The organism is Limnohabitans sp. 15K (genome assembly GCF_002778285.1).
Classification (GTDB): Bacteria; Pseudomonadota; Gammaproteobacteria; order Burkholderiales; family Burkholderiaceae_C; genus Limnohabitans_A.
In genome coordinates this window covers 120,488-147,120 of the sequence record NZ_NESM01000001.1, presented here as the reverse complement: position 1 = coordinate 147,120, position 26,633 = coordinate 120,488, and the positions used below count along the sequence as shown (strand labels likewise).

The 26,633-nt window shown below is 51.9% G+C and carries 29 protein-coding genes; 20 read left to right on the top strand and 9 right to left on the bottom strand.

All coding sequences use genetic code 11. From position 1 onward, the window contains the following. The first annotated feature begins 14 nt into the window (after positions 1 to 14). The 6 genes from infB to B9Z40_RS00660 are packed head-to-tail and all read left to right on the top strand — an operon-like array spanning position 15 to position 8,170. On the top strand, positions 15 to 3,008 hold the full coding sequence (gene infB, locus B9Z40_RS00685; protein WP_100171420.1) for a translation initiation factor IF-2: 2,994 nt from the start codon (positions 15 to 17) through the stop codon (positions 3,006 to 3,008). Further along, the gene (rbfA, locus tag B9Z40_RS00680) at positions 3,009 to 3,383 is read left to right on the top strand and encodes a 30S ribosome-binding factor RbfA (protein WP_100119784.1); all 375 of its coding nucleotides are present in this window, start codon (positions 3,009 to 3,011) and stop codon (positions 3,381 to 3,383) included. A 2-nt stretch (positions 3,384 to 3,385) separates the two neighbouring features. After that, a complete protein-coding gene (gene truB, locus B9Z40_RS00675; RefSeq protein WP_100171419.1) occupies positions 3,386 to 4,366 on the top strand; it encodes a tRNA pseudouridine(55) synthase TruB in 981 nt (326 codons plus the stop codon). A gap of 13 nt (positions 4,367 to 4,379) precedes the next feature. Further along, positions 4,380 to 6,197, top strand: a complete 1,818-nt coding sequence (gene typA / locus B9Z40_RS00670) for a translational GTPase TypA (RefSeq protein WP_100171418.1) — start codon at positions 4,380 to 4,382, stop codon at positions 6,195 to 6,197. Positions 6,198 to 6,210: 13 nt separating this feature from the next. After that, a complete protein-coding gene (locus tag B9Z40_RS00665; protein WP_100171417.1) occupies positions 6,211 to 7,095 on the top strand; it encodes a DMT family transporter in 885 nt (294 codons plus the stop codon). Further along, positions 7,088 to 8,170, top strand: a complete 1,083-nt coding sequence (locus tag B9Z40_RS00660) for an enoyl-CoA hydratase/isomerase family protein (protein WP_100171416.1) — start codon at positions 7,088 to 7,090, stop codon at positions 8,168 to 8,170. Before B9Z40_RS00665 ends, B9Z40_RS00660 begins: the two co-directional genes overlap by 8 nt. Positions 8,171 to 8,249: 79 nt before the next feature. Here the strand turns inward: B9Z40_RS00660 and smpB are convergent, their stop codons facing one another. After that, positions 8,250 to 8,735 carry an SsrA-binding protein SmpB gene (smpB, locus tag B9Z40_RS00655; protein ID WP_100172833.1) on the bottom strand — a complete coding sequence of 162 codons (486 nt, stop codon included), beginning with the start codon at positions 8,733 to 8,735 and terminating at the stop codon, positions 8,250 to 8,252. A gap of 94 nt (positions 8,736 to 8,829) precedes the next feature. Between smpB and B9Z40_RS00650 the strand changes: the two genes are divergently transcribed. The 7 genes from B9Z40_RS00650 to B9Z40_RS00620 all read left to right on the top strand — a co-directional run bounded on the left by B9Z40_RS00650 (position 8,830) and on the right by B9Z40_RS00620 (position 16,362). Further along, positions 8,830 to 9,270: a type II toxin-antitoxin system RatA family toxin gene (locus B9Z40_RS00650; protein WP_100171415.1), complete on the top strand. Its 441-nt coding sequence runs from the start codon at positions 8,830 to 8,832 to the stop codon at positions 9,268 to 9,270. After that, on the top strand, positions 9,263 to 9,631 hold the full coding sequence (locus B9Z40_RS00645; protein ID WP_100171414.1) for an RnfH family protein: 369 nt from the start codon (positions 9,263 to 9,265) through the stop codon (positions 9,629 to 9,631). Before B9Z40_RS00650 ends, B9Z40_RS00645 begins: the two co-directional genes overlap by 8 nt. Before the next feature lie 8 nt (positions 9,632 to 9,639). Beyond that, complete coding sequence (locus B9Z40_RS00640) at positions 9,640 to 10,548, top strand: class I SAM-dependent methyltransferase (RefSeq protein ID WP_100172832.1); 909 nt, start codon at positions 9,640 to 9,642, stop codon at positions 10,546 to 10,548. 100 nt (positions 10,549 to 10,648) lie between these two features. Then, on the top strand, positions 10,649 to 12,118 hold the full coding sequence (gene guaB, locus B9Z40_RS00635) for an IMP dehydrogenase (protein WP_100171413.1): 1,470 nt from the start codon (positions 10,649 to 10,651) through the stop codon (positions 12,116 to 12,118). A gap of 69 nt (positions 12,119 to 12,187) precedes the next feature. Continuing rightward, on the top strand, positions 12,188 to 13,801 hold the full coding sequence (gene guaA / locus B9Z40_RS00630) for a glutamine-hydrolyzing GMP synthase (protein WP_100171412.1): 1,614 nt from the start codon (positions 12,188 to 12,190) through the stop codon (positions 13,799 to 13,801). Between the two features lie 159 nt (positions 13,802 to 13,960). Continuing rightward, complete coding sequence (locus tag B9Z40_RS00625) at positions 13,961 to 15,244, top strand: tyrosine-type recombinase/integrase (RefSeq protein WP_100172831.1); 1,284 nt, start codon at positions 13,961 to 13,963, stop codon at positions 15,242 to 15,244. Between the two features lie 26 nt (positions 15,245 to 15,270). Beyond that, positions 15,271 to 16,362: a VCBS repeat-containing protein gene (locus tag B9Z40_RS00620; protein ID WP_100171411.1), complete on the top strand. Its 1,092-nt coding sequence runs from the start codon at positions 15,271 to 15,273 to the stop codon at positions 16,360 to 16,362. A gap of 112 nt (positions 16,363 to 16,474) precedes the next feature. Here the strand turns inward: B9Z40_RS00620 and B9Z40_RS00615 are convergent, their stop codons facing one another. Continuing rightward, positions 16,475 to 16,663 carry a hypothetical protein gene (locus tag B9Z40_RS00615; protein WP_100171410.1) on the bottom strand — a complete coding sequence of 63 codons (189 nt, stop codon included), beginning with the start codon at positions 16,661 to 16,663 and terminating at the stop codon, positions 16,475 to 16,477. Positions 16,664 to 16,731: 68 nt separating this feature from the next. Next, on the bottom strand, positions 16,732 to 17,172 hold the full coding sequence (locus B9Z40_RS00610) for a DUF6641 family protein (protein WP_100171409.1): 441 nt from the start codon (positions 17,170 to 17,172) through the stop codon (positions 16,732 to 16,734). Between the two features lie 102 nt (positions 17,173 to 17,274). Between B9Z40_RS00610 and B9Z40_RS00605 the strand changes: the two genes are divergently transcribed. Together B9Z40_RS00605 and B9Z40_RS00600 are read left to right on the top strand one after the other, a co-directional pair. Then, positions 17,275 to 17,859, top strand: a complete 585-nt coding sequence (locus B9Z40_RS00605; RefSeq protein WP_100171408.1) for a hypothetical protein — start codon at positions 17,275 to 17,277, stop codon at positions 17,857 to 17,859. 529 nt (positions 17,860 to 18,388) lie between these two features. After that, on the top strand, positions 18,389 to 18,964 hold the full coding sequence (locus B9Z40_RS00600; protein ID WP_100171407.1) for a site-specific integrase: 576 nt from the start codon (positions 18,389 to 18,391) through the stop codon (positions 18,962 to 18,964). A 3-nt stretch (positions 18,965 to 18,967) separates the two neighbouring features. Here the strand turns inward: B9Z40_RS00600 and B9Z40_RS17035 are convergent, their stop codons facing one another. The 4 genes from B9Z40_RS17035 to B9Z40_RS00590 all read right to left on the bottom strand — a co-directional run bounded on the left by B9Z40_RS17035 (position 18,968) and on the right by B9Z40_RS00590 (position 21,838). Further along, positions 18,968 to 20,104, bottom strand: a complete 1,137-nt coding sequence (locus B9Z40_RS17035; RefSeq protein ID WP_233204742.1) for a S9 family peptidase — start codon at positions 20,102 to 20,104, stop codon at positions 18,968 to 18,970. 315 nt (positions 20,105 to 20,419) lie between these two features. Further along, positions 20,420 to 21,094, bottom strand: coding sequence for a zinc ribbon domain-containing protein (locus B9Z40_RS17030; RefSeq protein WP_143473909.1), 675 nt, complete (start codon positions 21,092 to 21,094; stop codon positions 20,420 to 20,422). A 137-nt stretch (positions 21,095 to 21,231) separates the two neighbouring features. Continuing rightward, positions 21,232 to 21,573 carry a hypothetical protein gene (locus B9Z40_RS17025; RefSeq protein ID WP_143473908.1) on the bottom strand — a complete coding sequence of 114 codons (342 nt, stop codon included), beginning with the start codon at positions 21,571 to 21,573 and terminating at the stop codon, positions 21,232 to 21,234. A 34-nt stretch (positions 21,574 to 21,607) separates the two neighbouring features. After that, a complete protein-coding gene (locus tag B9Z40_RS00590; RefSeq protein ID WP_158238043.1) occupies positions 21,608 to 21,838 on the bottom strand; it encodes an H-NS histone family protein in 231 nt (76 codons plus the stop codon). Between the two features lie 90 nt (positions 21,839 to 21,928). Between B9Z40_RS00590 and B9Z40_RS17020 the strand changes: the two genes are divergently transcribed. Both B9Z40_RS17020 and B9Z40_RS17015 read left to right on the top strand, forming a co-directional pair. Beyond that, positions 21,929 to 22,507, top strand: a complete 579-nt coding sequence (locus B9Z40_RS17020; RefSeq protein WP_143473907.1) for a hypothetical protein — start codon at positions 21,929 to 21,931, stop codon at positions 22,505 to 22,507. A 6-nt stretch (positions 22,508 to 22,513) separates the two neighbouring features. Beyond that, positions 22,514 to 22,762 (top strand): hypothetical protein, encoded by a 249-nt coding sequence (locus B9Z40_RS17015; RefSeq protein WP_143473906.1) that lies wholly within the window; start codon positions 22,514 to 22,516, stop codon positions 22,760 to 22,762. Positions 22,763 to 22,980: 218 nt separating this feature from the next. Here B9Z40_RS17015 and B9Z40_RS00585 read toward each other — a convergent pair whose 3' ends face one another. After that, positions 22,981 to 23,322: a HigA family addiction module antitoxin gene (locus tag B9Z40_RS00585; RefSeq protein WP_100171405.1), complete on the bottom strand. Its 342-nt coding sequence runs from the start codon at positions 23,320 to 23,322 to the stop codon at positions 22,981 to 22,983. 11 nt (positions 23,323 to 23,333) lie between these two features. Next, complete coding sequence (locus tag B9Z40_RS00580) at positions 23,334 to 23,612, bottom strand: type II toxin-antitoxin system RelE/ParE family toxin (RefSeq protein ID WP_100171404.1); 279 nt, start codon at positions 23,610 to 23,612, stop codon at positions 23,334 to 23,336. A 104-nt stretch (positions 23,613 to 23,716) separates the two neighbouring features. On the opposite strand from B9Z40_RS00580, the gene B9Z40_RS00575 reads away from it, so the two are divergent. The 3 genes from B9Z40_RS00575 to B9Z40_RS00565 are packed head-to-tail and all read left to right on the top strand — an operon-like array spanning position 23,717 to position 26,633. After that, positions 23,717 to 24,331 carry an FMN-binding negative transcriptional regulator gene (locus B9Z40_RS00575; RefSeq protein WP_100172830.1) on the top strand — a complete coding sequence of 205 codons (615 nt, stop codon included), beginning with the start codon at positions 23,717 to 23,719 and terminating at the stop codon, positions 24,329 to 24,331. Between the two features lie 2 nt (positions 24,332 to 24,333). Next, positions 24,334 to 25,707, top strand: coding sequence for a tRNA adenosine(34) deaminase TadA (gene tadA / locus B9Z40_RS00570; RefSeq protein ID WP_369823376.1), 1,374 nt, complete (start codon positions 24,334 to 24,336; stop codon positions 25,705 to 25,707). 14 nt (positions 25,708 to 25,721) lie between these two features. Further along, on the top strand, positions 25,722 to 26,633 hold the full coding sequence (locus tag B9Z40_RS00565) for an LD-carboxypeptidase (protein ID WP_100171402.1): 912 nt from the start codon (positions 25,722 to 25,724) through the stop codon (positions 26,631 to 26,633).

Sequence of the window (26,633 nt, the reverse complement as noted above, 5' to 3'; positions counted from 1 at the left end):
GGCTTGAACACAATATGTCCAGTACCACTGTTGCCGAGTTCGCAAACGAACTCAAAAAATCTGCCGATGTCTTGCTCGATCAGTTGCGATCGGCGGGCGTCGCTAAGACCTCGGACAGCGATACGCTGAACGACGCTGACAAGCAAAAATTGCTCAGTTTCCTGCAAGCCAGTCACGGCACGGTGACCGCAGACCGCAAAAAAATCACCCTGGTCAAAAAGTCCACCAGCGAGATCAAGCAAGCCGATGCTTCGGGCAAAGCCCGCACCATCCAGGTGGAAGTTCGCAAAAAACGCACCTTGATCAAGCGTGACGACGAGCCGGTTCAAGAAGCGCCAGTCGAAGAGCCACAAGAGCCCGTGATCGACCATGCTGACTTGGCCCGACGTGAAGAAGAAGCCCGTCGACAAGCCGAGCTGATTCGCCGTCAAGAAGAAGAGTTGGCAGAAAAACGCCGCGTGCGTGAAGAGCACGAGGCCAAGCAGCGCAGTGAGTTGCAAGCCCAAGAAGCGCAAGCGCGCGCCGAGGTCCAATCTCTTGCCGACGCAGCCGCATTGGCTGCAGGCCAAGCCGCGCCCGCCAAACCTCAATTGAGCCGCGACGAGCGTCAGGAGTTGGCCCGCGCAGAAGCGGCCAGCATCAACGCGGCCTCGCAAGCGAAGGCCGCTCCTGCTGCTGCGCCCACCATTTCTGCGGAAAATGTAGCGGCTGCCAAGGCCGCAGAAGCTGCACAAGCCGCTGTAGCCAAAGCCAAATCCGAGCAAGAAGCCCGTGAAGCCCTGGCCTTGAAGGCGGCGGCTGACTCGAAGGCGAAAGCCGACGAGGACACCGCCCGCGCTGCCGATTTGGATTCGCGTCGCCGCAAGGCTTTGGCCGAGGCCGAGGCCATTCGCACCATGATGAACGCCCCTAAAAAGGTGTTGGTCGCCAAGAAAGAAGAGCCCAAGGTCGAGGCCAAAGCCGCGGTCAAAGGCACCTTGCACAAACCTGCTGGCACACCCGCACCAGGTACGCGTGCAGCCGCCGCTCAAGCTGCAGCCCCTGCTGCGCCTGGTGGCAACAAAGAAGTCAAATCCGCCAAGCTGTCTTCCAGCTGGGCTGGAGATCCTGCCAAGAAGAAAGCCATTCCAACCCGCGGCGACAGCAGCGGTGGTGTGGGTCGTAACAACTGGCGCACCGGTCCCCGTGGCCGTCGTGGCAACGAACGCGACCGTGACGATGGCCACAGCCAGCAGGCGCCTGTTGAAGTGCGCGTGCTCGAAGTCCATGTGCCCGAAACCATCACCGTGGCCGAATTGGCCCACAAGATGGCGATCAAGGCCTCAGAGGTCATCAAGCATTTGATGAAGCTCGGCCAAATGGCCACCATGAACCAGCCTTTGGACCAAGACACCGCCATGATCGTGGTGGAAGAAATGGGTCACAAAGCGGTGATCGCTGCTCTGGACGATCCAGAAGCCTTTACCGATGACGAAGTTTTGGATCAGCACGCAGAGTCTTTGCCGCGTGCCCCTGTGGTCACCGTCATGGGCCACGTTGACCACGGTAAAACGTCGCTGCTCGACTACATTCGCCGAGCCAAAGTGGCTTCGGGCGAAGCCGGTGGCATCACCCAGCACATTGGTGCATACCACGTCGAAACGCCTCGCGGCATGATCTCTTTCTTGGACACGCCCGGTCACGAGGCCTTCACGGCCATGCGTGCCCGTGGTGCTCAAGCCACTGACATCGTCATCTTGGTGGTGGCCGGTGACGACGGCGTGATGCCACAGACCAAAGAAGCCATCAAGCACGCCAAAGCAGCCGGTGTGCCGATCGTGGTCGCCATCAACAAGATGGACAAGCCCGACGCCAACATCGAGCGCGTGCGCAGTGAACTGATTGCCGAAGAAGTCGTGCCCGAAGAATTTGGTGGCGATGCGCCTTTTGTGTCCGTTTCCGCCAAAACAGGCATGGGCATCGACGACTTGCTCGAGCAAGTGCTCTTGCAAGCTGAAGTGTTGGAACTCAAAGCCCCGGTGCAAGCCGCTGCCAAGGGTCTGGTCATCGAAGCGCGTCTGGACAAAGGCCGCGGTCCTGTGGCCACGATCCTCGTGCAGTCCGGTACTTTGAATACAGGCGACGTGGTGTTGGCCGGTCAGACTTTTGGCCGCGTGCGTGCCATGCTGGACGAAAACGGCGCGGCCATCAAGTCTGCTGGACCATCGATCCCGGTCGAGATCCAAGGCTTGACCGAAGTGCCTCAAGCTGGTGATGAATTCATGGTCATGGGCGACGAACGCCGTGCCCGCGAAATCGCCACGTACCGTGCAGGCAAGTTCCGTAACACCAAGCTGGCCAAGCAACAAGCGGCCAAGCTCGAGAACATGTTCACCGACATGTCCGCGGGCGAAGTCAAGATGCTGCCGATCATCATCAAGGCCGATGTGCAGGGTTCGCAAGAAGCCTTGGGCGCGTCCTTGCTCAAGCTGTCGACCGAAGAAGTCAAAGTCCAGTTGGTTTACTCCGGCGTGGGCGGCATCAGCGAGTCGGACATCAACCTGGCGATCGCCTCCAAGGCCATCGTGATCGGTTTCAACGTGCGTGCCGATGCCGGTGCGCGCAAATTGGCCGAAGGCAATGGTGTTGACCTTCATTACTACAACATCATTTATGACGCTGTGGATGAACTCAAAGCCGCCATGTCGGGCATGTTGGCGCCCGAGCAGCGCGAAGAAATCATGGGTATGGCCGAAATTCGGACCGTGTTCGTGGCTTCCAAGATCGGTACCGTTGCCGGTTGTATGGTCACTTCGGGTCAAGTCACCCGCAGCGCCAAATTCCGTCTGCTGCGCGAGAACGTCGTCATTTACACCGGCGAGCTCGACTCTCTCAAACGCCTCAAGGACGACGTGCGTGAAGTCAAAGAAGGCTTCGAGTGCGGTATCAAGCTCAAGAACTACAACGACATCAAAGAAGGCGATTACCTCGAATTCTTCGACGTCAAGGAAATTGCGAGAACGCTGTAAATGGCGCGCAAAAAGCAGTCCTCTGTGCCCAACCGCGGTTTCCGCGTGGCCGACCAGATCCAGCGGGATCTGGCCGAGTTGATTGCGCGCGAGTTGAAAGATCCACGGGTGGGCATGGTCACGATCAATGCGATCGAGGTCACGCCCGACTACGCACATGCCAAGGTCTACTTCAGTGTTTTGACGGGTAACCCCGATGAAGCGACAGAAGGCTTGAATGCGGCCGCAGGTTTCTTGCGCAATGGTTTGTTCAAGCGTTTGCACATCCACACCGTGCCGACACTGCATTTCTTGTTTGACCGCACCACCGAACGTGCATCGGACATGAACGCATTGATCGCCAAGGCCGTGTCGTCTCGCGCCCAGGAGGACTGAGCATGAACGCGCCACGCACCAGGGTGCAGCGGCGCCCTGTGCACGGGGTGCTTTTGCTCGACAAACCGCTGGGTCTTTCCAGCAACCAGGCTTTGCAAAAAGCCAAATGGTTGCTTCGTGCTGAAAAAGCAGGGCACACCGGCACTCTGGATCCTTTGGCAACAGGGGTCTTGCCTTTGTGTTTTGGCGCTGCCACCAAGTTCAGCCAGCAGCATCTGGATGCCGACAAGACTTATGAGACCACGGTCCGGTTGGGTTTGAAAACCAGCACGGGCGATGCCGAAGGTGATGTGATCTCTGTCCGAGAAGTGTCATGTTCAGCAGGTATGGTGGTTGAAGTATTGGATCGGTTCATGGGACCGATCAGCCAAGTGCCGCCGATGCACAGTGCCTTGAAAAAGGACGGCAAGGCCTTGTACGAATATGCCCGAGAGGGCGAAACCGTTGAGCGCGAAGCGCGCAACGTGGTGATTCATGATCTGGATTTGCTGGACATGCAACTGCAAGCCGACGCGCCATTTTTGCGTTTGCGTGTGCGTTGCAGCAAAGGCACTTACATCCGCACGCTGGGCGAAGACATTGCCGAAGCATTGGGTTGTGGTGGCCACTTGAGCGCTTTGCGCCGCGTGGTGACAGGTCCTTTTGAAGAAGCCCAGTGCGTGTCGCTGGTGCAACTGGAAGCCATGGACGAAGTCCAGCGCTTGGCTGCTTTGCAGCCGGTGCATGTGCTGCTGCCCGGTTACACCGAGGTGCAGCTGGACAAAGACAGTACGGATCGTTTTTTGAATGGGGTGCGCAGACGCGGCCCCTGGGTTGATTGTGATCAAGTCGCCGTGTATGGAGAACATCCTCGTGCCTTGCTGGGAACAGCGGTTGTGCATGGCGGCGAATTGATTCCGGGTCGATTGTTGAGCCCGATGGAAATTCAACAGATTTTAGAAAGTTCACCTGCCACCGAGCCGTTGCTGGCCGAGCAGGTTTAAAGGAAGAGAAAGCATGACCAAGCAAATTCGCAACATCGCCATCATCGCCCACGTTGACCATGGCAAAACCACCATGGTGGACCAACTGCTGCGTCAGTCGGGCACCTTCGCTGACCACGAGAAAATCGTGGACACCGTGATGGACAACAACGCCATCGAACGCGAGCGTGGCATCACCATTCTGGCCAAGAACTGCGCCGTGAGCTGGGAAGGCACCCACATCAACATCGTTGACACCCCCGGTCACGCGGACTTCGGCGGTGAAGTGGAGCGCGCCTTGTCCATGGTGGACGGTGTGGTTTTGCTGATCGATGCGCAAGAAGGCCCCATGCCTCAAACCCGCTTCGTGACCAAGAAAGCTTTGGCCTTGGGCCTCAAGCCCATCGTGGTGGTCAACAAGGTCGACAAGCCCGGTGCCAACCCCGACAAAGTGGTCAACGCCGCTTTTGACTTGTTTGACAAACTCGGCGCGAACGACGAGCAACTCGACTTCCCCGTGGTGTACGCCTCCGGTATCAACGGTTGGACATCGCTCGAAGAAGGCGCACCCGGTGAGCAGTGGGGCCCCGACATGTCGGCCCTGTTCAACACCGTGCTCAAGCACGTTCCACCTCAAAAGGGTGACCCTGCAGCACCATTGCAGCTGCAAATTTCTGCGCTCGACTTCTCCACATTCGTGGGGCGTATCGGCGTGGGCCGCATCAGCCAAGGCACCATCAAGCCTCAAATGGATGTGGTCGTTATGGAAGGCGCGGACGGCAAAGCCATCAAAGGCCGTGTCAACCAAGTGCTGAAATTCCAAGGCCTGGACCGCGTGCAAGTGACCGAAGCCGGTCCTGGCGACATCGTGTTGATCAACGGCATTGCCGACCTCAACATTGGCGTGACGGTCACCGACAACGCCAACCCAGCGCCTCTGCCCATGCTGAAGGTGGACGAGCCTACGCTGACCATGAACTTCTGCGTGAACACCAGCCCCTTGGCCGGTCGTGAAGGCAAGTTTGTGACCAGCCGCCAAATCTGGGACCGTCTGCAAAAAGAACTGCAACACAACGTCGCCCTGCGCGTGAAAGAAACCGACGAAGAAGGTATCTTTGAAGTCATGGGCCGTGGTGAATTGCACCTGACCATCTTGTTGGAAAACATGCGCCGCGAAGGCTACGAGATGGCGGTTTCCAAGCCACGCGTGGTGTTCCGCGATGTGAATGGCGAGCGCCATGAGCCTATCGAGTTGGTGACCGCCGACATCGAAGAAACCCACCAGGGCGGCGTGATGCAAGCCTTGGGCGAGCGCAAGGGCGAGCTGGTCAACATGGAACCCGATGGCCGTGGCCGTGTCCGTTTGGAATACCGCATTCCCGCCCGTGGCCTGATTGGTTTCACCAACGAATTCCTGAACTTGACCCGTGGTTCTGGCCTGATCTCCAACATCTTTGACAGCTACGAGCTGCACAAGGGTGACATCGGTGGTCGTAAAAACGGTGTGTTGATTTCCATGGATGACGGTGAAATCTTCACCTACGCCTTGGGCAAATTGGACGACCGCGGCCGCATGTTCGTCAAGGCGAACGATCCGGTGTACGAAGGCATGATTGTGGGTATCCACAGCCGTGACAACGACCTGGTGGTCAACGCTACACGTACCAAGCAGCTGACCAACTTCCGCGTGTCCGGCAAGGAAGACGCGATCAAGATCACGCCCCCGATTGACCTGACCCTGGAATACGGCGTTGAGTTCATCGAGGACGACGAGCTGGTCGAAATCACGCCCAAGAGCGTGCGTCTGCGCAAGCGTTTCCTGAAGGAAAGCGATCGCAAGCGCAACAAGTGATCGGTTGACGATCATGCGTTTAACGCACGGTTTGGCTGTATGGACCATGGTGGGTGTTACCGCCCTGTGGTCCATGGCCGGGGTGGTGACACGCCACCTGGAGCAAGCACGCAGCTTTGAAGTCACCTTCTGGCGCAGCTTCTTCACCGTTGTGTCATTGCTGATCATCCTGCCCCTGTGGCAGGGCCGAGGTGTTTGGTCACGGCTGCCTTTGCGCAGCCGTTACTTTTGGTACTCCGGCATTTGCTGGAGTGTCATGTTCACAGCCTTCATGGTGGCGCTCACCCTGACCGCGGTGGCCAACGTGTTGATCACCATGGCGGTGGGGCCTTTGCTCACCGCTTTGATCACTCGGGTGTTTTTGGGGCACCGTTTGCCAACTCGGACCTGGCTGGCGATTGTGCTGGCAGGCATGGGCATTTCCTGGATGTATGGCTCACAACTGAGCTTGGGCGATCCCAATTTCTTGATCGGTTCATTGGTCGCTCTGTGCGTCCCCATTGCAGGCTCTGTGCAGTGGACGCTGACGCAAAAAAGCCAAAGCGAGGGGCAAAACCTCGACCTGGTGCCCAGCGTCATGCTGGGGGCGCTCATGTCGACCTTGCTGACTTTGCCTTTGTCCATGCCGTTTCAGGCTTCGGCGCATGATGTGGGTTTGCTGGCCATGCTGGGCTTGTTCCAATTGGCCATTCCCTGCGCTTTGTCGGTGGTGTGTGCCCGAGTGCTCAAAGCACCCGAGGTGGCTTTGCTGGCATTGCTTGAAATCGTTTTCGGCATCGCTTTGGCTTGGTGGGGCGCAAACGAAGCGCCGCAACTGAGCGTGCTTTTGGGAGGTGCCCTCGTCTTGGGTGCCTTGCTTTTCAATGAATGCTTAGGCTGGAGACAAAACAATGTCTGATGTCATCGCGCAAATCGAAGGCCGCATCGGCTGCATCACCTTGAACCGCCCCAAGGCTCTGAACGCCTTGTCGCTGGAAATGGTGCGTTCATTGACCCAGGCGCTGCTGGCTTGGCGAGACGACCCCCAGGTCTTGGCCGTGGCCGTGCGGGGCACGGGCAAGGAAGGTCCATTTGGCGCATTTTGCGCAGGTGGCGACATTCGGTTTTTTCACCAAGCCGCCCATGCGGGTGACGCCTCTCTGGGGGACTTCTTCACGGAAGAGTACCGTCTCAACCACCTGATTCACACCTACAGCAAGCCCTACATCGCCTTCATGGATGGCATTGTCATGGGCGGTGGCATGGGCATCAGCCAAGGCGCGAGTGTGCGCGTGGTGACCGAGCGCACCAAGATGGCCATGCCCGAAACCCTCATTGGTTTGTTCCCCGACGTTGGCGGTGGTTATTTCTTAAGCCGTTGCCCAGGCCGTTTGGGTGAATATTTGGGCCTGACTGGCCAAATGCTCACGGGTGCACAAGCCGTGGCGGCCAAGTTGGCCGACATCGGTTTGACGAGCGGCATGCTCGAGCCCATCTGGCAAAAACTGATCAGCAGCCCCTTTGAAAATGCGGAGTCTGTGGAGCGTTGGGTGATGGCTCAGGCGGGTGCTTTCACGCCTGAAAAGCTCACGCCCCAGCCCCAAATTGACGAGGTTTTTGGCCTGCCCACGGTGGCCGACATGCTGCAAAAACTGGAGTCTGCCAGCGACGAATGGAGCCAGAAGACTGCCCATGCTTTGCGTCAGCGCTCGCCTTTGATGCTGCAGGTGGTGCTGGAACAAATTCGCCGCGCCCGTCAAATGAGCTTGGCCGACGATTTGCGCATGGAGCGCGACATGGTGCACCACTGTTTCCATTTGCGCGCTGTGGGTGACAGCGACACGGTTGAAGGCATCCGGGCCTTGGCGGTGGACAAAGACCACACACCCAACTGGAAGCCTGCTCGCGTGGAAGAAGTGGACGCTACCGAAGCAGCCCGTTTCTTTGCTAGCCCTTGGCCAACCGAGCACCACCCGCTGCGCGATTTGCTGTAGGAGCGGCGCCCTCTTCGCGATAGGCGTGTGCTCCGCTCAGGTGCTTCATCGCCCCGAGGGCGGGGCTCCCACATTCAATTCAGCGGTGCCGGCTCTTCATGGCGCGTTCCACCTCGCGTTTGCCTTCGCGGTCCTTGATGGTGTCGCGTTTGTCGTGCTCGGCCTTGCCTTTGGCCAGTGCAATGTCGCACTTCACTTTGCCCGCTTTCCAGTGCAGGTTGATGGGTACCAGGGTGTAACCCTTTTGCTCGATCTTGCTGATCAGCCGCTTGATCTCTTCCTTGTTCAGCAGCAACTTGCGCGTGCGTGCGGCTTCGGGGTTGATGTGGGTGGACGCGGTTTTGAGGGGGTTGATCAGGCAGCCAATGATGTAGAGCTCGCCGTTGCGGATCACCACGTAACCGTCGGTCAGTTGCACCTTGCCTTCGCGAATCGCCTTGACCTCCCAACCTTCCAGCACCATACCTGCCTCGTAGCGCTCTTCAAAAAAATAGTCGAAGGACGCTTTTTTGTTCTCGGCGATCTTGGCAAAAACGGGTGCTGTGGATTTCTTGGGAGTGGCCATGGTGAGCAAATGAGGACGGGCTGGCCGTTCACAAGGGCGAGCAAAGTGGCTGCAAGCCCAGAGAAGAAATGAAAAACTACAATCGCACCATTGTATGAAGAATATCCACAAGTCCGTTCTGATCTGGTACACCCCCGAGGAAATGTTTCGCCTCGTGACCGACGTCGCCCGATACCCCGAGTTCTTACCCTGGTGTGACCGCGCCAGCGTGTTGGAAACCGATGCCCAAGGCATGGTGGCCGAAGTCGGCATCAGCTTGGGCGGCATTCAACAAACCTTCATCACCCGCAACGACCACGAAGAGGGCCGATCGATCGCCATGAGCCTGGTCAAAGGTCCGTTTTCCAACCTCAGCGGCGTCTGGCGCTTCTCACCTGTCGGGGATGGGACTCAGCGCGCCTGCAAAGTTGAGCTGGAACTGCAATATGGTTTTTCCAGCAAAACATTGGCCGCCATTGTTGGCCCTGTGTTCGACAAAATTGCAGCCAGTATGGTTGATGCCTTTGTGAAGCGCGCCGAAGTTGTTTATGGCTGAGCTGACGGTTCAGGTCACACTCTGCTGGAGCCTTGGGCCGCGCCACGTTCAAGAGATCAGCCTTGCGGTGCCCGAGCGCAGCACGGTCGAGGCGGCGCTGGAGCAGTGCATGGTGCATTGGGGGCAAAGCCAAGTGGCCGCCGATGCGTCAATTTTGTCATCGCTGAAATTTCATCAGCCCGGCATTTGGGGCCGTCAGGTGCCTTGGACGCAAGAGGTGCAGGCGGGCGACCGCATCGAGCTTTATCGTCCTCTCAAAGTCGATCCCAAAGTGGCCCGCCGCCAGCGCTTCAAGCGCCAAGGCAAGGGGCGCACAGGTTTGTTTGCCAACCGCAAAAGCGGCTCGGCTGCGGGTTATTGAAAGCCGTCATGCAAGACCTTTTGAATGCCATCGCTCAGATGCACATCACCACGGATGCGCAGAGGGTCTTTCACGGACGTGGGGGGCTTTACCCCGTATCTGAGCAATGGTCATTGGACTGGTTTGCCCCCGTCTGGGTGCTGACCAGCTTCAAGCCGGTGACCGAAGAAGAACTGGCCCTTTGCCAAAGTGCGCTGCAAACCCGTTGGCAAACGCTGGCACCCGGTGAGCCCTTGAATTGGGTGTTCCAATGCCGCGCTGCTGGTGAAGCCGAAACGCGCCTGATGTCTGGCGCTGTGCCTGAACCCCATGTGGTGACAGAGCAGGGCGCCAAGTACCTGGTGCATGTTCTGCGTGGTCAGAACCATGGCTTGTTTCTGGACATGGCCAACGGCCGCGAATGGCTGAAGAACCACGCCCAACACGAAAACATCCTCAACCTGTTTGCCTACACCTGCGCGTTTTCGGTGGTCGCCTTGCAAGGCGGCGCGGCGCAAGTGGTGAACTTGGACATGAGCCAGGCCGCTCTGGCCGTAGGGCAGCAAAACCACCGCCTCAACGACCTGCCCGCCAAAGCCCGCTTTCTGGGCCATGACATCTTCAAGACCTGGGGCAAGATCAGCAAGATGGGGCCTTATGGCGTGATCGTGATCGATCCGCCCAGCTACCAAAAGGGCAGTTTCATCGCCACCAAGGACTACATCAAGCTGATCAGGCGCTTGCCCGATTTGCTGGAGCCGCAAGGTCATGTGTTGCTGTGCTTGAACGCGCCCGAATTGGACACGGCTTTTTTGCACGCCCAGGTGGCCGAAGCGGCACCCGGCTTGCGCTTTGTGGAACGCTTGACCAATCCCGCGGCTTTTGCCGACATCGACCCAGAAAAGTCGCTCAAGGTGCTGCATTACCAAAACGCCTGAGCTCGCGAGGGGAGGGCCTTGGTGGGCCCTGTTTTTGCTAAAAAATCAGGGAAATCCCTTGGCATGCACGGGTACAATCCATTTTTTGGAGCCTTAGCTTATGCGCCTACTCGGTAAAGCCCTTACTTTTGACGACGTTCTCCTCGTCCCTGCTTATTCCCAAGTCCTGCCCAAGGACACGTCCCTCGCGACGCAATTCACCCGCAACATCCGCCTGAACCTGCCCCTGGTGTCTGCCGCCATGGACACCGTGACCGAAGCCCGTTTGGCCATCGCCATCGCACAAGAAGGCGGCATCGGCATCGTGCACAAAAACCTGACCCCGCAAGAGCAAGCCGCTCAAGTGGCCAAGGTCAAGCGCTACGAGTCCGGCGTTCTGCGCGACCCGGTGGTCATCACCCCCGACACCACCGTGCGCCAAGTCATGGCCTTGTCAGAGGAATTGGGTGTGTCGGGCTTTCCGGTCTGCGATGGTCGCCAAGTGGTGGGCATCGTCACGGGTCGCGATTTGCGCTTTGAAACCCGCTACGACCAAAAAGTCAGCGAGATCATGACGCCGCGTGAGCGCCTGATCACCGTGCCCGAAGGCACCACCCCCGAGCAAGCCAAGCACCTGCTCAACAAACACAAACTCGAACGCCTGCTGGTCATCAACGACGCCTTTGAACTCAAGGGCTTGATCACCGTCAAGGACATCACCAAACAGCTGAACTTCCCTAATGCCGCACGCGACGCCGCGGGCAAACTGCGCGTGGGCGCGGCTGTGGGCGTGGGCGAGGGCACCGAAGAACGTGTGGAGGCCTTGTCGCGTGCCGGTGTGGACGCCATCGTGGTGGACACCGCGCACGGCCACAGCAAAGGCGTGATCGACCGCGTGCGCTGGGTCAAACAAAACTACCCGCACATTGAAGTCATTGGCGGCAACATCGCCACGGGCGCTGCGGCTTTGGCCTTGGTTGAAGCTGGTGCCGACGGCGTCAAGGTGGGCATCGGCCCTGGATCCATTTGCACCACCCGCATCGTGGCAGGCGTGGGTGTGCCGCAAATCATGGCGGTGGACAGCGTGGCCACGGCCCTCTTGGGTACAGGTGTGCCCTTGATCGCTGACGGCGGCATCCGCTACAGCGGCGACATCGCCAAGGCCATCGCCGCAGGCGCGGGCACTGTGATGATGGGCGGCATGTTTGCGGGCACCGAAGAAGCGCCCGGCGAAATCGTGTTGTTCCAAGGCCGTAGCTACAAGAGCTACCGCGGCATGGGCTCGATTGGCGCCATGCAGCAAGGCAGTGCCGACCGATACTTTCAAGAGTCCAGCACGGGTAACCCGAACGCCGACAAACTGGTGCCCGAAGGCATTGAAGGCCGCGTGCCCTACAAAGGTTCGGTCGTCTCCATCATTTACCAAATGGCAGGCGGCTTGCGCGCTAGCATGGGTTACTGTGGCTGCGCCACCATTGAGGCCATGCACAACGACTCGCAGTTTGTGGAAATCACCGCTGCCGGTATTCGTGAAAGCCACGTCCACGACGTGCAGATCACCAAAGAAGCGCCGAATTACCGGGCCGAATAAAATCTTCAACTGACCTTCAAGGCGTCTGCAACCCAGACGCCTTTTCATTTCTTTAGAACGGCGCCTGCCATGCAGCACTCCAAGATCCTGATTCTCGACTTCGGCTCGCAAGTCACCCAGCTCATCGCCCGTCGTGTGCGTGAGGCCCATGTGTTCTGCGAAGTTCATCCCTGCGATGTGAGCAGCGATTGGGTGCGTGAATACGCCAAGGACGGCAACCTCAAAGGCGTGATCCTGTCGGGCAGCCATGCCAGCGTCTACGAAGTTGACGACCGAGCCCCCGATGCTGTGTTTGAACTGGACATTCCCGTGCTGGGCATTTGCTACGGCATGCAAACCATGGCCCAGCAACTCGGCGGCAAGGTCGAGGCAGGCACCACGCGCGAGTTTGGCTACGCCGAAGTCCGCGCCCACGGCCACACTGAACTGCTCAAAGGCATTGAAGACTTCGCCACGGCCGAAGGCCACGGCATGCTCAAGGTCTGGATGAGCCACGGCGACAAGGTCACCCAGATGCCAGACGGTTTCAAGGTCATGGCCTCGACCCCGGCTTGCCCGATTGCAGGCATGGCCGACGAGGCCCGCCGTTTTTATGCGGTGCAGTTCCACCCCGAAGTCACACACACCGTGCAAGGCCAGGCGCTGCTCAACCGTTTTGTGCTCGACATATGCCAGGCCCGCCAAGACTGGATCATGGGCGACTACATCGAAGAAGCCGTGGCCAAAATCCGAGAGCAAGTGGGTGACGAAGAAGTCATCCTCGGCTTGTCGGGCGGCGTCGATTCGTCGGTGGCTGCTGCTTTGATCCACCGCGCTATCGGCGACAAGCTGACCTGCGTGTTTGTGGACCACGGTCTGCTGCGGCTCAATGAAGGTGACATGGTCATGGAGATGTTCGTGGGCAAGCTGCACGCGAAAGTCATCCGCGTCGATGCCAGCGACTTGTTCCTCGGCAAACTGGCGGGCGTGAGCGAGCCTGAAGCCAAGCGCAAGATCATTGGCGGCTTGTTTGTGGACGTGTTCAAAGAGCAGGCTGCGAAATTGAAAGCAGGCGACGGCGGCCACAAAGGCGCGACATTCCTGGCCCAAGGCACGATTTACCCCGACGTGATCGAGTCGGGCGGCGCCAAGAGCAAGAAAGCCGTCACCATCAAGAGCCACCACAACGTGGGCGGTTTGCCCGAGCAATTGGGCTTGAAACTGCTGGAGCCGCTGCGCGAACTCTTCAAAGACGAAGTGCGCGAACTCGGCGTGGCGCTGGGTTTGCCCCGCGAGATGGTTTACCGCCATCCCTTCCCAGGCCCCGGTTTGGGCGTGCGCATTTTGGGCGAAGTGAAAAAAGAATACGCCGACTTGCTGCGCCGTGCCGACGCGATCTTCATCGAAGAGCTGCGCAACTTCACGGACGAATCGGGCAAGACCTGGTACGACCTGACCAGCCAGGCTTTCACGGTGTTCTTGCCCGTGAAAAGCGTGGGCGTGATGGGCGACGGGCGCACCTACGACTACGTCGTGGCCCTGCGCGCTGTGCAAACCAGCGACTTCATGACCGCCGACTGGGCTGAGTTGCCTTATGCGCTGCTCAAGAAAGTGTCGGGGCGTATCATCAACGAGGTGCGCGGCATCAACCGAGTCACATACGACGTGAGCTCAAAACCACCGGCAACGATCGAGTGGGAGTGACTTTTTTGAGCTAAGTTGTTGATTTATATAGGTTTTCAGCTTACACAAAAGTTTCACGCGACACGCTAAGTCGTTGCTTTTAAACGCTTTTGGGTTTACAGTTACACAAAGAGTCGCACAGCGTTGCGGCTACTCAAAACTGTAGTTACCCAAAGCTTTATGACGCTCAAAAAAAAGCAATTTAGCGACGACGAAATTCCGCTGTTTGACAACGCCGTTCTGTACAAACGAGGCGAGTTTTGGCAGATGCGTATGTGGCTGCCCAACGAACACAAATACGCCCGTTTCAGTCTAAAAACACGAAGCAAAAGCACAGCTATCGACAAAGCTGAGAGCCATTACTACGAGCTTAAGGTGATGGAGAAGCAAGGCAAAAGCTATTTTTCAATCACCACTAAGATGGGTGTTGAGATGTTTTTGGAATACAAAAAGAAAGAAATTGGCACACACATTGTCGTTGGCAGATACAAAACAATCAGCACACATCTAAATCATTGGCTTAACTTTATTGGCAAAGACGTAAAGCTTAAGGAATTAGAGCGAACGGATTGCGAAGATTACGGCTACAAAAGAACAAAGACAAAGAAAAACATAAAGATTAGTCAGACTACTGTTGAGAATGAACAAAGCACCATAAATGCAATGATTGCTTGGCTTCATAAGCACAAAGAAACAAACATTGATGGCTTCGACTTTAAGAAATTAAAGCGTATCGACAAAGGACTTGATGAAAATCGACGTGCAACGTTTACAGACGATGAAGTGCGCGACATTAGTAACGAGCTTGACAAGTACATTGATGAAGCAGAGAAGCAAATCGATGAAAGCGGAAATCTAATAAAGGCAATTACTGGCTACTATTTGATGATTAGCTTACTTAGTGGATTACGCAGAGGCGAGCAATTACAACTACGCTGGAAAGACATTACAGAATTCGAGCACAACGTTGGTGGAAAAGACGGAGTTGACTTCAATTTAGTAAGAATAACTGTACGTGCGGAAACAAGCAAAGTCTTAAAGACACGAAGATTTGTAATTAAAGATTTGGATTACTTTGACAGACTATTTAAGCTTCAATACAAACGCTTTGCAGATGAATACGAAGGCGAGGACAAAAAAGCTAAATTTGCAAACTCTTTAATTTTTAGGCTTAATGGTGAAAGCTGTATTACGCCACGCTCAATTGGCTACCACTTTGACAAAATTATTGAGCTGGCAGAAATTAAACACACAGAAAATAGAGACTTAGTGCCATACAGCTTTAGGCATTACTTCATTACCAAACGTGTCAACAGTAACTTGCCACCTGCGGCAGTAGCAGAGATGTGCGGTACAAGCATCTCGCAAATTGAGAAGACTTATTACCATACAACAGAAGCGAAGATGATTAGCAATGCTTTGGCAGATTATGAGTACAAAGACGGGATGTTGATTCCCAAGTAAACGTCAATCAATGAAAGAGGCAAACAATGACTAATTTTACAAAGTTGATTTTCTTGTTTTTGGTGGTTTATTTGAATTGTACGAATGCTAATTCATTCGACAAAATAAGCTCCTATCAGAACGCCAAACATCCACCTTTTTATTCTGAAACATTTCCTCTTGATTCATGGGGGCGTACTCCATTATTGGCGGAGGCAAGAGCCTTTTTTAAATATGCAGATGGCAATAATGGCTTACTTGCAAATGAGCATGGGTATCAAACGCATAATCACACATTGCAACAAGCAAAATCTGGAATAGTAAATTTTTATGTAATGAATAATTCAGAGTGGGTAAAAGCAGATGTGAAAATAAATTACAAAGCAGAGACATGTATCCATGCTCGAAAAATAGTTTCCGCTGATTTTAATAATGACAATGTAATTGATTTTGCATTTATGTGTCAGGGATATGATGCAATGCCATTTCCAGGTGAAAAGATGAAGATTTTATTGAGTAAATCTTCCAATGAATATGATTTTCAAGTTTTGCACGACGATGTAGATTTTTATCATGGGGGTGCAAGTGAGGATTTTAACGGAGATGGATTTCCTGATTTGCTAGTAGGTACAATGAATAGCCCCAAACTCTATATTAACTTGGGAGATGGAAAGTTCAAATATGACAGGACATTAAGTCAAATTAAACGTGCATTTTCAATTGAACTAATAGATGTGAACAGTGATGGAAAGTTCGACGTTATATCTGGCGCACATGAGTGGGAAACGCCCACAACAATATATTTTAATAATGGTAAAAATGAGTTCGCAAATTTTGGCGGGTTAACTATCCCGCCCGTATCTGGCGCTGGCAATGTTTTGGATTTTATACTGTCGAAAAATGACAACTGTTTGTATGTAATGCGGACTGGCGGAGAAAAAGGCAATAGAGCAATTTGGTACAGAGGTGTTTTCATCCAAAAGATATGTGGTAAAAATTCTGAAGTAATTTACGAGAATAAAGATTGGGTGGACCCAACTCGAAAAAGTTATAAATTTACATCTATGCGATGGATGATTGAGTCTGAAGGCGCGCTCATATCAGACTGGGGTGGTTTCCTTAAAATTCCACTTAAGTAATCGCTTAATGGCACCAATAAACACGTCAAAGCAGCCCTACAGCGGCGTTAAAATAGGCAGACAAACCGTGTCGCAAACGGAAAACAAAACGACAGCTTGTATGGTGCCTACATCAAAGCTTGATTGACTTAAAAGCGAGAGCAGAAACGGTGTCTCTCGCTTTTGCGAGTTTTTGACGTTCTCTCTCTGCCTTTAAGTTTTTAGCTGCCGTATCTTTCGTTCTTTTGAGTGCTTCAATTCGTGCCTTTTCAGGCGACATAGGTCCAATTGGTTTGATACCTTTAAGTTCATTTATAGTCATAAGAAAGCTCCATTCAAAATTACTTATCAGTAATCTCAAATGGAGCTATTTGTAATTTTAAAATCTCTTTATTTGGTGAATCCTGCTTTCAGTTTGTCGCTTGCTTGAGCGATGGCATCATCTAATTCGCCTGCAATAACAGCTTCTTTCAGCGTTGCCAGTGTCGCAAGCAATTCATCACCAGAGTTCAATTCAATAGCGTTCTTGCCTTTAGCCAACTCAAGTGTTTTGCTTCCGTAGCGAACAGACAGATGGATTTTGCCTGTACTGTTCGTCCAGTACCATTCTTTAATACGCTTTGTCGCTTCAACTGTTTTTCGTTCACCAGTTGCTTTGTCAATGACGTTCTTTAGCCGTTTTGGAGCATAAATCTGTCCATCTCGCTGTGCAGTAGCAAACAGCAATTGCTCATCAATTTTTCCTGCAAGTTTGTTTCTGCGAGCTACGACTGGACTAACGTTACGCTCTTTCTTGCTGGATACCAGCTTAAGCTTTGCAATGGCTGTCATATATCACCTTTTTGGTTGTTAAAACTAAACTATATAACCAAAATGTCTATAGGACAACCTGAAAAAACTATCTCCTTTTCTTTGGTTTGTATAAATAAACGTATGAGCAAATTACAGGAACTACAGGAGAGATGCCAGCAAAAGGGCTATGACAGGCTGTCACGCAGGCAGGTGCTTGCAGATTGGCTTGGCAAGGGCTGCGAACAGCGTTTTGATATGGGTTTGACGCTGATGCCCAAAAAGGTGCATCACAAGCAGAAATCAGTTCGCTATGAGATGAAAAACCCGCAGGTACTACGTCACTTAAACAGCAGTGAGCTTGTCAGCGCCAGCAATAGGTTTGTAGAGCTTCTAAACAGGCTCACATTCAAGCAAGCTTACAAGCGTTTTAACAAGCGTTTGGACATTGTGATGGTGACAGAGGGTGAACAAGAATTGATTGATTTACACGCTCACTTTGCCATTCGTAGGCCAGAAAAAGTTCCGCTTAAAGATTTCGTTAGAGCAGTAAAAAAAGCACTTGAATTGAGCGGTGACTTTGAAATTGCAAATCCAAACTATGACGCTGAAGCAAATAGTTTGGCTGAAAAATACAGATACAAACTCGACTTGATTGACGAGGGTTGGCTCACATACATTACAAAAAAACTTGACGGTAAAGATATGAAAAATCTTTACCTACCGTAGTTAAGCATTCCTGTCCAAAGTGACGCTTGCGGTTGATGGTTGAAAGCACAGCAATGTGCTTAATGGCGTAGCTATGTCTAAAACAAACATCAAACAAGCAATCAAACACACAAACAAACAATGAAACTTAACTAAAGTACTATAGTAAACACTCAAATAATGAGCAGTACGCATCATATTTGTTTGGCTACAAAGCAAATCAAAAGCAGTAGGGCAGAACTGATACGCAAAAACAAGCTACAAACGCTTGAAAGCACTGAGCGAAGCATTGGGTAGCTGGCACAGTGAAAAACAGCGTGTAGAGCTTGTATAGCGTAAGCAAGCTTAGTCGCTTAAATCCCACAATATTTTCCATAAATAAAGAACCAAAGCTTTTTACTATTAGCTTTGGTTTTTCGCATTCAAACGCTAAGTCGTTGAAATCATTAAGGAAAACAACTTGAACCAACAAAGCCAAAAACAGGTAGGAATTAAGAAACAAAGAATTTATGCTTTAGACATTGAAAAGCTTACATTTAGGAGAGCATTGATGTCCAAGCAAGCAAAAACACTAACTGCCCAAGAAATTCGTCGTGTGCTGGATTACGTAGCTACACGCAAGCACAGCCTGCGTAATCGTGCGATGTTGTTGACGATGTACTACGCAGGACTTCGTGTTAAGGAGTGCGCGGCTTTGCGTTATGAGGACGTGATTGACGGGGAGGGCAAGATTAGGGCTGAAATACGCTTAACGCCAGAACAGACAAAGGGCAGCAAAGCAGGCACTGTATTTGTCAGCGACAAGCTACGCAAAGAGCTACAAGCTTACGTCAAATCAATACCGCCAAAAGCACTCACAGACAAACTGTTCTATTCACAGAAGCGTCCACAAGATGGCTGGAACAGCAACACGCTTTGCCAATTCTTCCATCACTTGTTTAAGAGCGTAGGTATTGAGGGTGCTTCCAGTCACAGCCCAAGACGTACGCTAATAACCAATTTGGCAGATAAAGGCGTAAGCGTTAGGGTGTTGCAAAGCATCGCGAGGCACGCGAATATCAGTACAACCCAAGCCTACATTGACGTCAATGACGCTATGAAACGCAAGGCAATTGAGTTAGTTTAAATATTATTTAAATGAATTTAAGAAATTAAGCATTTCGCTTCTTACTTTTTTTGTTACTTCAATATCTGAGCAGAAGTCAGCTTTAGGTGCACCAATGCAATTTCTTGTTAATGCATCGCGCCCACCAGATGCTGTACACCAATGTGGATTGTTGCTGTACCAGCAACTGTTAACTGGTTTTTCTGGAGGTGTTTCTGAGTCAAATGCATGAGTGGTTTCTGCTAGTCTTAAATGCTTGTGTGCCCAATTAACGATATTTGGGTTGCAAGAATTAATGTCAGTGGCAGTACCTGGCGGCTCTAGTTCTGCTGAAATCAAAAAAACTGGAGCATAAAATGGACCTAATTTTGGATTTAAATTCTGAGTGGCGTTTTTGCCGTGATTGCCTGGAGTGCGTTGCCAGCTCCAACAAGCAGGATATATTGAAATTCCAGCACGAAATAATTCTTTATAATTTTCTGTAATTGATTTTTCGTCTGTAAATGCTCGTAAAACGCTCCAGCCGCCTTGACTCCCGCCTATTAGAAATATACGATTTGTATCAACTTGCGGTTGCTCCCGTAGCCATCGAGCTGCCGCAAATGCGTCCCTAGCACGAGTATTGGCTCCCAGTGTCGAAAACGCATTACCATGTTCGCTGACACTTGCTTCAATTCTTCGCCAGTTTGCTATAAAACCTCGACTCCAAAAGCTATCAAGAACTAGAACATTAAAACCTTGAGCAAGGAACCATCGCGCATGCCCGTAGTCTGTTGCGCCTGGTCCACCAACACCGCCATGCTGTATAACAAGTGTTGGGTTTTTCCCATTTTGATTATTAGGATTCCAGCTTGCAAGAAGCTTTCCAGATTTTTTTTCACTCCAATCTGGAATTAAAGGTGTATGAATCGCTAACCCAAACCTTATTACTTGTTCATTGAGTGCTTTATTGCCAAATTTCAAATTTTTAATTTCTTGAGCGTTTGGTGGTTCAGTGCGAATTATCGGAGGAGGTTCGTCATAATCACTGCCCCAAAATGCATTGGCAATATGTGAAGCGCATAAAAGATATGTAATAAAAAAACATATTGATGTGATTCGAAAATATTTCATGGCAATACGAAGATAAGGCTGCGTTATAAGTTTTTTGTTATGACTCAAAGGCAAGACAGTTTGGTGTTGTAAATAGGTGATAGCGTTAGAGTGTTACAAAGCATCGCAAGGCACGCGAATATCTCAACTACACAGGCATACATTGACGTCAATGACGCAATGAAACGCAAAGCGATTGAGTTGGCTTAAAGAAATATCATGTAAAACTCTTAAGCATATATATCATAAATGAAGCACCAGCTATTGCTCCAATTAGTGCTCTTGTTGCTGGTGAGAAGTTTTTAAAATTTCCAACTAAATAAATGAAACCAAACGCAAGAATAATTCCAAAAAATACATCAAACATATATTCCCTTGTAAATATTAGAAGCCGCAAGTTTTTTTCTGGGCATTAACAACGGCAGATGAGTATTCGCTAAATTTTCTCGGGTCCGAGTATTTGATTCGCATTTTTTTCATCCATTCACTTGCCTCGTCCATATATTTCCCTAATGATAATTCATCCATTTTTTTATAATTATCTATAACACAAATATAGCTGGCAGTCTTTCTGGCATCTGAATTTATATCATCTCCAAATTGCGTTATTAATAAAATTAATACCGCACAAGATCCAATTAATATTCCTTTTTGATTTCCAGTTAATTTAGACCAGAAAGAAAATGTGAATTTTTTGGTTGTCTCAATCTTCGATTTTGAATCTATATCGTTGACTTCAATTATAGCTGCCTTTCTTGCTTCGTTGATTTTGTTAAAATCTTCTTTAATAGTTTTTGTTTTTTCTGACGCAAAACTCTGAGCTCGATCTGTAAAATTTTTTATCTTTGATTTAGTTTCATCAGATTTTAAGTCTTGGCTTGCTTTAATTGATGCATCTTTGATACTCTTTGCAAAATTAAATAATTTATCTTTTGCCTCATTTATTGAATCATTTTTTGAGCTTTCAGAGTTTACGCTTAGGGGCTTTCCGCAGTTAACACAATTTGCAGAGTTATTTTCTGAAACTGCTGTACCACACTGAGAGCAGAAATTTGACATTTAAAGTCCTTTATTAACTGATTGAAAAGTAAAAAAAGCAACATCAAAATTGAATTGAACTCGATCTAATTTAAATGAATTGGATTGCTTTTTCCGCTGTTGATGATCAAGATTGATGAAAAACCATTCCAAATCTCTCATTTTTCAATATTTGAAATCACATTTCCTGTAAAGTTGTGATCGAATTTTGTGGTTGTTAGATTGATAATTAAAGATAATCCAGTTGAAACCAATCTGTGATTAAACCATCTGCATAAAACATCAATTTTTCCTGATTGATTTAGTGATATGGGAACTAAAACAAAGGGGGAAATTACAAAAGTTCCGCTTACGGTTGAATTTCTATACATCGCGTCTATGACGTGAATTACAGGTACATTTGATACCTGTTCCCAGTCAGAGGGCTTTGCAGTTTTACAGGTGTAAGGCAACTTTACTGATTGTTTATTCCAAACTTGTGCTGAATAGTAGCTTTGCATAATATCCCTCAACAACAACAGTAAATGGAAAAATTCACTTTGTTGACTTCTTAGTCGCAGCCTTCTTAGCCGCACGTGTACCGTTGGGGCTACGTTTAGCACGTGTCAACAAGACACCTTTGAAGTCTGTTGTTTTGAAGCCATACAGCTTGATGTCAGCTTTCATCTTCGCAAGCACGTTTGCACGTTCTGCTTTCATAGCAGAGGTGCGTTCAGCTTCCAGCTTGGCGATTTGTGCGTTGATTTCGTCTACACGTGACATCATTGAGGGGCTCCTTAGGTGCTGAGATTGACAATTGGTAACTCCCTCCATATCATATAAGCAACCAACCTACATGTCAAAACGGCTGCTGTTATGCTCAAATTTAAGTCTCATCTAACCCTTCTCATTGTCTCTCTTTGTACTTTGGCAAGTACCTCCGTACTAGGACAAGATAAAATTTACCTTCGTTGTGAAGGTGCTGCTAAGGTTGGTCCATCTATTAATATAAACATCCCTAAAAATGAGCTTGATAAGTTCGTAAAAATCAAGCCCATGACGTTAGTTGTTACAATAGCTGACGGAATTATCACGGTTAATAATGATTACGAGTTTAAAAACATACCTTCTGTTTATTCTGATCCAAGCAATGACCATTTGTTTGAGTATGGTGGTTTAGAGGTAAAGGATACATATTATCGTGGTAGCTACACTCGTGAACGCTATAAAAATTTCAAAGATGATGAAAAATACCCCATTGAACGAAGCTTATATTCTTATACACGCAGGTTTATAGTGCTCGATAGGGTTGATGGAAGTTTTTCTTGGAGTCATACAATATACGGCTTTAGTAGTTGGCTTAACGATTTGCTGCCTACTAGAGTTCGTGATATGTATGTGAATCTTGAGGTTGAAGGCAAGTGTGTTAAAGACTCAAAGAAAATTTTATTTTGATTTACTATGACACATATTTTAGGTGACGTCACATGGAATAAAGCAATTTTTTATGGTTTTTACATCAGAGACAATGAAATTATCTTGTTGCTTGATGACGGAAGTTACAGGAAAATGAACTTAACTAATTGGGAAAATTCATATCCTCTAACCCTGAAAAATTTATTTTTATTAAAATCAGGTGATACTATCCAGTATGGAACTTGGAATGGTTATGAGTCAAAAATTTGGTTTTGTGATGTGAGGCGAATTTGACTTCTATAATTGCTACACGACGTGTATCCATATTCCTGCTTAAGCAATGATTTTCAACACTTTAAGCATGCCTTGTTGAGTGTCTGATTAACTGCGAAACTCACACAAAACTTACACGCACAAAATCAGTAGATGCAAGTTGTTGATTTTATTAGGGTTTTTGCCTGTGTATGTATTGAGTGGGAATGACAAAAAAGGCACCCTCGGGTGCCTTTGTTTTATTGTGCTTGTGCGGGCTGATATTCCCGAATCCTGTCCAGTGCATCTTGCATCGACTGACGCGCCACGGCCATGTCAAAGTCGGTTTGCAAGCCCATCCAGAATTCGGCGCTGTTGCCAAAAAACTTGGCTAAACGTAAGGCGGTGTCCACGGTGATGGCGCGTTTTTCGCGCACGATGTCGTTGATTCGCGGGGCGGGTATTTGCAGCGCCATTGAGAGGGCATGTGCCGTGAGTTGGTAGGGCGTCAAAAACTCTTCCCGCAGCACTTCGCCAGGATGAATGGGGCGCATGCCGTTGACTGGAACGAGGTAGGCTGGGGTGGCATCTTCAACTTTCATCTCAACTCCTTTCAGTGATAGTCCACTATCTCAACATCGAACGTATGGCCGTTTTCAAATCGGAAGCAAATGCGCCACTGGTCATTGATGCGGATGCTGAATTGACCACTGCGATTGCCTTTGAGCGCTTCGAGCCGGTTGTTCGGGGGTATTCTCAAATCTTCTAGTCGAACCGATCGGTGCAACATGACCAGTTTGCGTTCGGCCACTTTGCCGAAGTTGACGAACCGAGCAACTGTTTGACCTGCAAACAATGCATGGGTGTCTTTGCATCGAAACGACTGGATCATGTTGCGAAGCGTATAACGACATGCGTTAAACGTCAAGTGATTTTCGATCCATTCAACCGTTCGTGTACCAACTCGCACAACCTTGGTTTGGTACATTCATCGCCATGTACTTGCCCCAACAATTCAACCACCCCCAGCACGCTGCTGCCATCATGCGCGAGCACCCGTTTGCCAGCTTGGTGTCTACCGACGGTGATGGTTTTCCGTTTGTCACGCATTTGCCGCTCAAACTGATCGAAGAGGGTGGTCAGCCGTTAGCGTTGCTCGGGCATTGTGCCCGCGCCAACCCTCATGCTGGGTATTTACAGGCGCAGCCACAGGCGCTGGTGACGTTCATGGGGCCGCAGGCCTACATGTCGCCCGCCGTTTACCCCGATTTGCTGCGCGTGCCGACCTGGACTTATCTGGCGGTACATGCCAGGGTTGAGGCCCGCATGTTGGATGGCGACGATGCCAAAGACGCCATGCTCAAGCAGATGATTGCCGACCACGAGCCCGCTTACGCCGACCAGTGGCGAGCACTGCCCGAGAGTTACGCCCACGGCATGTTGAATGGCATTGTGGCGTTTGAGTTGAAGATTCTGGACCTAAAAACCAAGGTCAAGATCAACCAGCACCGCCCCGAGTCGCATGCGGCCATGCACGCCGCTTACGCCCAAGGCGGCGAACAAGAGCAAGCACTCGCCCAGTGGATGCAGCGTCTGGGCATGGTGGCGTGACCGTGGACACGCCAAGCCAAGACGCGCACTGGATGGGCTTGGCCCTGGAGCAAGCCCGCCAGGCCGCCGAAGCGGGTGAAGTGCCCGTGGGCGCAGTGGTCGTGAAAGACGGCCGGGTGATTGCCACGGGCTGCAACGCCCCGATTGCCAGTCACGACCCGACGGCCCATGCCGAAGTGGTGGCGTTGCGCGAAGCGGCCCGGGTCTTGGGCAATTACCGGCTCGACGGCTGCACCTTGTATGTGACGCTGGAGCCCTGCGCCATGTGCAGCGGCGCCATGCTGCACGCGCGGGTGGACCGCGTGGTGTTTGGTGCGCCGGACCCGCGCACCGGTGTGGCGGGATCTGTGCTCAACCTGTTTGGCCACACCCAGTTGAACCACCAGACCCAAGTGATGGGCGGTGTGCTGGCCGAAGAATGTGGCCAGTTGCTCAAGGATTTTTTCAGGCCCAAAAGAATGAACGCCCAACCCCTCAGAGAAGACGCGCTGCGCACCCCCGACGACGCGTTTGCAGCATTGCCCGATTACCCTTGGCAGCCACATTACGTGAACGACCTGCCCAGCATCGCGGGCCTGCGCATGCACTATTTGGACGAGGGCGATGCAAATGCGCCATTGACCTGGCTGTGCCTGCACGGCAACCCGGCTTGGAGTTATCTGTACCGCAAGATGATCCCGGTTTGGCTGGCGGCGGGGCACCGCGTGGTAGCGCCCGACCTGATCGGCTTTGGCAAGAGCGACAAGCCCAAAAAGGACAGTTTTCACCAGTTTGAAACCCATCGCCAGTCCTTGCTGGATTTGATCGAGCGGCTCGATCTGCAGCGCGTGGTGCTGGTAGTTCAGGACTGGGGCGGTATTTTGGGACTGACTTTGCCCATGGTCGCACCCGAGCGTTACAAAGGTCTGCTGGTCATGAACACCACCCTCGCCACTGGCGAGCAGCCGCTGAGTGCGGGATTTTTGGCTTGGCGCGATTGGTGCCAAAGCCAGCCGCTGTTCGATGTGGGCAAGCTGTTCGCTCGCGGCAACCGCAGCATGACGCCTGCCGAGACGGCCGCCTACAACGCACCGTTCCCGGACAAAGGATTTCGCGCCGCGCTTCGGGCCTTTCCCCCCATGGTGCCGGAGTTTGCCGATTCCCCGGGCGCCGCCATCTCGCGCCTAGCGCGTGACTTTTGGCGCAACGATTGGCAAGGCCAGAGTTTCATGGCCATTGGCCAGCAAGACCCGGTGTTGGGCGAGCCGGTGATGCGCCAATTACAAACTCAGATCAAGGGCTGCCACGAGCCGATGCTGTTGCCCGATGCGGGGCATTTTGTGCAGGAACAGGGCGGGGCGATTGCCGAGGCCGCTGTGCGACACTTCAAGCCCTGATCAAGAACACCCGCATGGCCCACATCTACATTTTTTCTCCTTCCAGCGCTGTGCGCGACAAAGCCGCTTTTCGTCGCGGCATCAAACGCCTCAAAGCCCAAGGCCACGAAGTGGAAGTGGACGAATCGGCTTTGGACACCCACATGCGCTTTGCAGGCGACGACGCCACGCGCATCGCTGCCATCACCCGCGCTGCCGCCAGCGGTGCAGATGTGGCCCTCATCTCGCGCGGCGGCTACGGCCTCACGCGCATCCTGCCCGCGCTGCCCTACAAACAGATCGCCAAAGCGATTGATGGCGGCATGCAGTTTGTGGGCTTGAGTGATTTCACCGCCTTCAACCAAGCGGTGTACGCCAAGACTGGCCGCATCAGCTGGCAAGGCCCTGCGCTGGGTGAAGACTTTGGCTCAGAAGAGGAGCCCGACGACATCATGCAAGCCTGTTTTGACGACCTGCTGTTGGAGCAAGGCGAAGGCACAGGCTGGCAACTGCCCAAAGCCGAGGCCGAGCGCCGCGTGCTGGTGAAAGACGCGCCCCTGTGGGGCGGCAACTTGTCGGTGTTGGTGTCCTTGCTGGGCACACCGTACTTTCCGCAAATTAAAGGCGGCGTGCTTTTTTTAGAAGACGTGGGCGAGCACCCTTACCGCGTTGAACGCATGCTCACGCAGCTTTTGCTTGCGGGTGTGTTGGCCCAGCAAAAGGCGGTGTTGATCGGGCAATTCAGCAAATACAAGCTGGTGCCCACGCACGACAAGGGCTTCAAGCTGGCCACCGTGGTCGAGCGGCTGCGCAGCCAGATCAAAGCGCCAGTGCTCACCGGTTTGCCCTTCGGCCATGTCGAAACCAAGGTGCTGCTGCCCGTGGGCGCCAAGGTGGACCTGGTCACCGAAGGGCGTGACGCCTTGATGGTTTGGGGCCACATCTGA

Excerpts from the sequence above, each read along its gene's own strand:
- infB (WP_100171420.1), top strand. The coding sequence starts at position 15 with ATGTCCAGTACCACTGTTGCCGAGTTCGCAAACGAACTCAAAAAATCT.
- B9Z40_RS00580 (WP_100171404.1), bottom strand. The coding sequence starts at position 23,612 with ATGATCCAGTCGTTTCGATGCAAAGACACCCATGCATTGTTTGCAGGT.
- B9Z40_RS00565 (WP_100171402.1), top strand. The coding sequence starts at position 25,722 with ATGGCCCACATCTACATTTTTTCTCCTTCCAGCGCTGTGCGCGACAAA.
- B9Z40_RS17030 (WP_143473909.1), bottom strand. The coding sequence starts at position 21,094 with ATGTCAAATTTCTGCTCTCAGTGTGGTACAGCAGTTTCAGAAAATAAC.
- B9Z40_RS17020 (WP_143473907.1), top strand. The coding sequence starts at position 21,929 with ATGCTCAAATTTAAGTCTCATCTAACCCTTCTCATTGTCTCTCTTTGT.
- typA (WP_100171418.1), top strand. The coding sequence starts at position 4,380 with ATGACCAAGCAAATTCGCAACATCGCCATCATCGCCCACGTTGACCAT.
- B9Z40_RS00665 (WP_100171417.1), top strand. The coding sequence starts at position 6,211 with ATGCGTTTAACGCACGGTTTGGCTGTATGGACCATGGTGGGTGTTACC.
- B9Z40_RS00585 (WP_100171405.1), bottom strand. The coding sequence starts at position 23,322 with ATGAAAGTTGAAGATGCCACCCCAGCCTACCTCGTTCCAGTCAACGGC.
- B9Z40_RS00640 (WP_100172832.1), top strand. The coding sequence starts at position 9,640 with ATGCAAGACCTTTTGAATGCCATCGCTCAGATGCACATCACCACGGAT.
- B9Z40_RS00645 (WP_100171414.1), top strand. The coding sequence starts at position 9,263 with ATGGCTGAGCTGACGGTTCAGGTCACACTCTGCTGGAGCCTTGGGCCG.
- B9Z40_RS00650 (WP_100171415.1), top strand. The coding sequence starts at position 8,830 with ATGAAGAATATCCACAAGTCCGTTCTGATCTGGTACACCCCCGAGGAA.
- B9Z40_RS00575 (WP_100172830.1), top strand. The coding sequence starts at position 23,717 with ATGTACTTGCCCCAACAATTCAACCACCCCCAGCACGCTGCTGCCATC.
- truB (WP_100171419.1), top strand. The coding sequence starts at position 3,386 with ATGAACGCGCCACGCACCAGGGTGCAGCGGCGCCCTGTGCACGGGGTG.
- B9Z40_RS00615 (WP_100171410.1), bottom strand. The coding sequence starts at position 16,663 with ATGACTATAAATGAACTTAAAGGTATCAAACCAATTGGACCTATGTCG.
- B9Z40_RS00600 (WP_100171407.1), top strand. The coding sequence starts at position 18,389 with ATGTCCAAGCAAGCAAAAACACTAACTGCCCAAGAAATTCGTCGTGTG.
- B9Z40_RS00625 (WP_100172831.1), top strand. The coding sequence starts at position 13,961 with ATGACGCTCAAAAAAAAGCAATTTAGCGACGACGAAATTCCGCTGTTT.
- B9Z40_RS00660 (WP_100171416.1), top strand. The coding sequence starts at position 7,088 with ATGTCTGATGTCATCGCGCAAATCGAAGGCCGCATCGGCTGCATCACC.
- rbfA (WP_100119784.1), top strand. The coding sequence starts at position 3,009 with ATGGCGCGCAAAAAGCAGTCCTCTGTGCCCAACCGCGGTTTCCGCGTG.
- smpB (WP_100172833.1), bottom strand. The coding sequence starts at position 8,735 with ATGGCCACTCCCAAGAAATCCACAGCACCCGTTTTTGCCAAGATCGCC.
- B9Z40_RS00620 (WP_100171411.1), top strand. The coding sequence starts at position 15,271 with ATGACTAATTTTACAAAGTTGATTTTCTTGTTTTTGGTGGTTTATTTG.
- B9Z40_RS17025 (WP_143473908.1), bottom strand. The coding sequence starts at position 21,573 with ATGCAAAGCTACTATTCAGCACAAGTTTGGAATAAACAATCAGTAAAG.
- guaA (WP_100171412.1), top strand. The coding sequence starts at position 12,188 with ATGCAGCACTCCAAGATCCTGATTCTCGACTTCGGCTCGCAAGTCACC.
- B9Z40_RS00610 (WP_100171409.1), bottom strand. The coding sequence starts at position 17,172 with ATGACAGCCATTGCAAAGCTTAAGCTGGTATCCAGCAAGAAAGAGCGT.
- B9Z40_RS17015 (WP_143473906.1), top strand. The coding sequence starts at position 22,514 with ATGACACATATTTTAGGTGACGTCACATGGAATAAAGCAATTTTTTAT.
- guaB (WP_100171413.1), top strand. The coding sequence starts at position 10,649 with ATGCGCCTACTCGGTAAAGCCCTTACTTTTGACGACGTTCTCCTCGTC.
- B9Z40_RS00590 (WP_158238043.1), bottom strand. The coding sequence starts at position 21,838 with ATGATGTCACGTGTAGACGAAATCAACGCACAAATCGCCAAGCTGGAA.
- B9Z40_RS00605 (WP_100171408.1), top strand. The coding sequence starts at position 17,275 with ATGAGCAAATTACAGGAACTACAGGAGAGATGCCAGCAAAAGGGCTAT.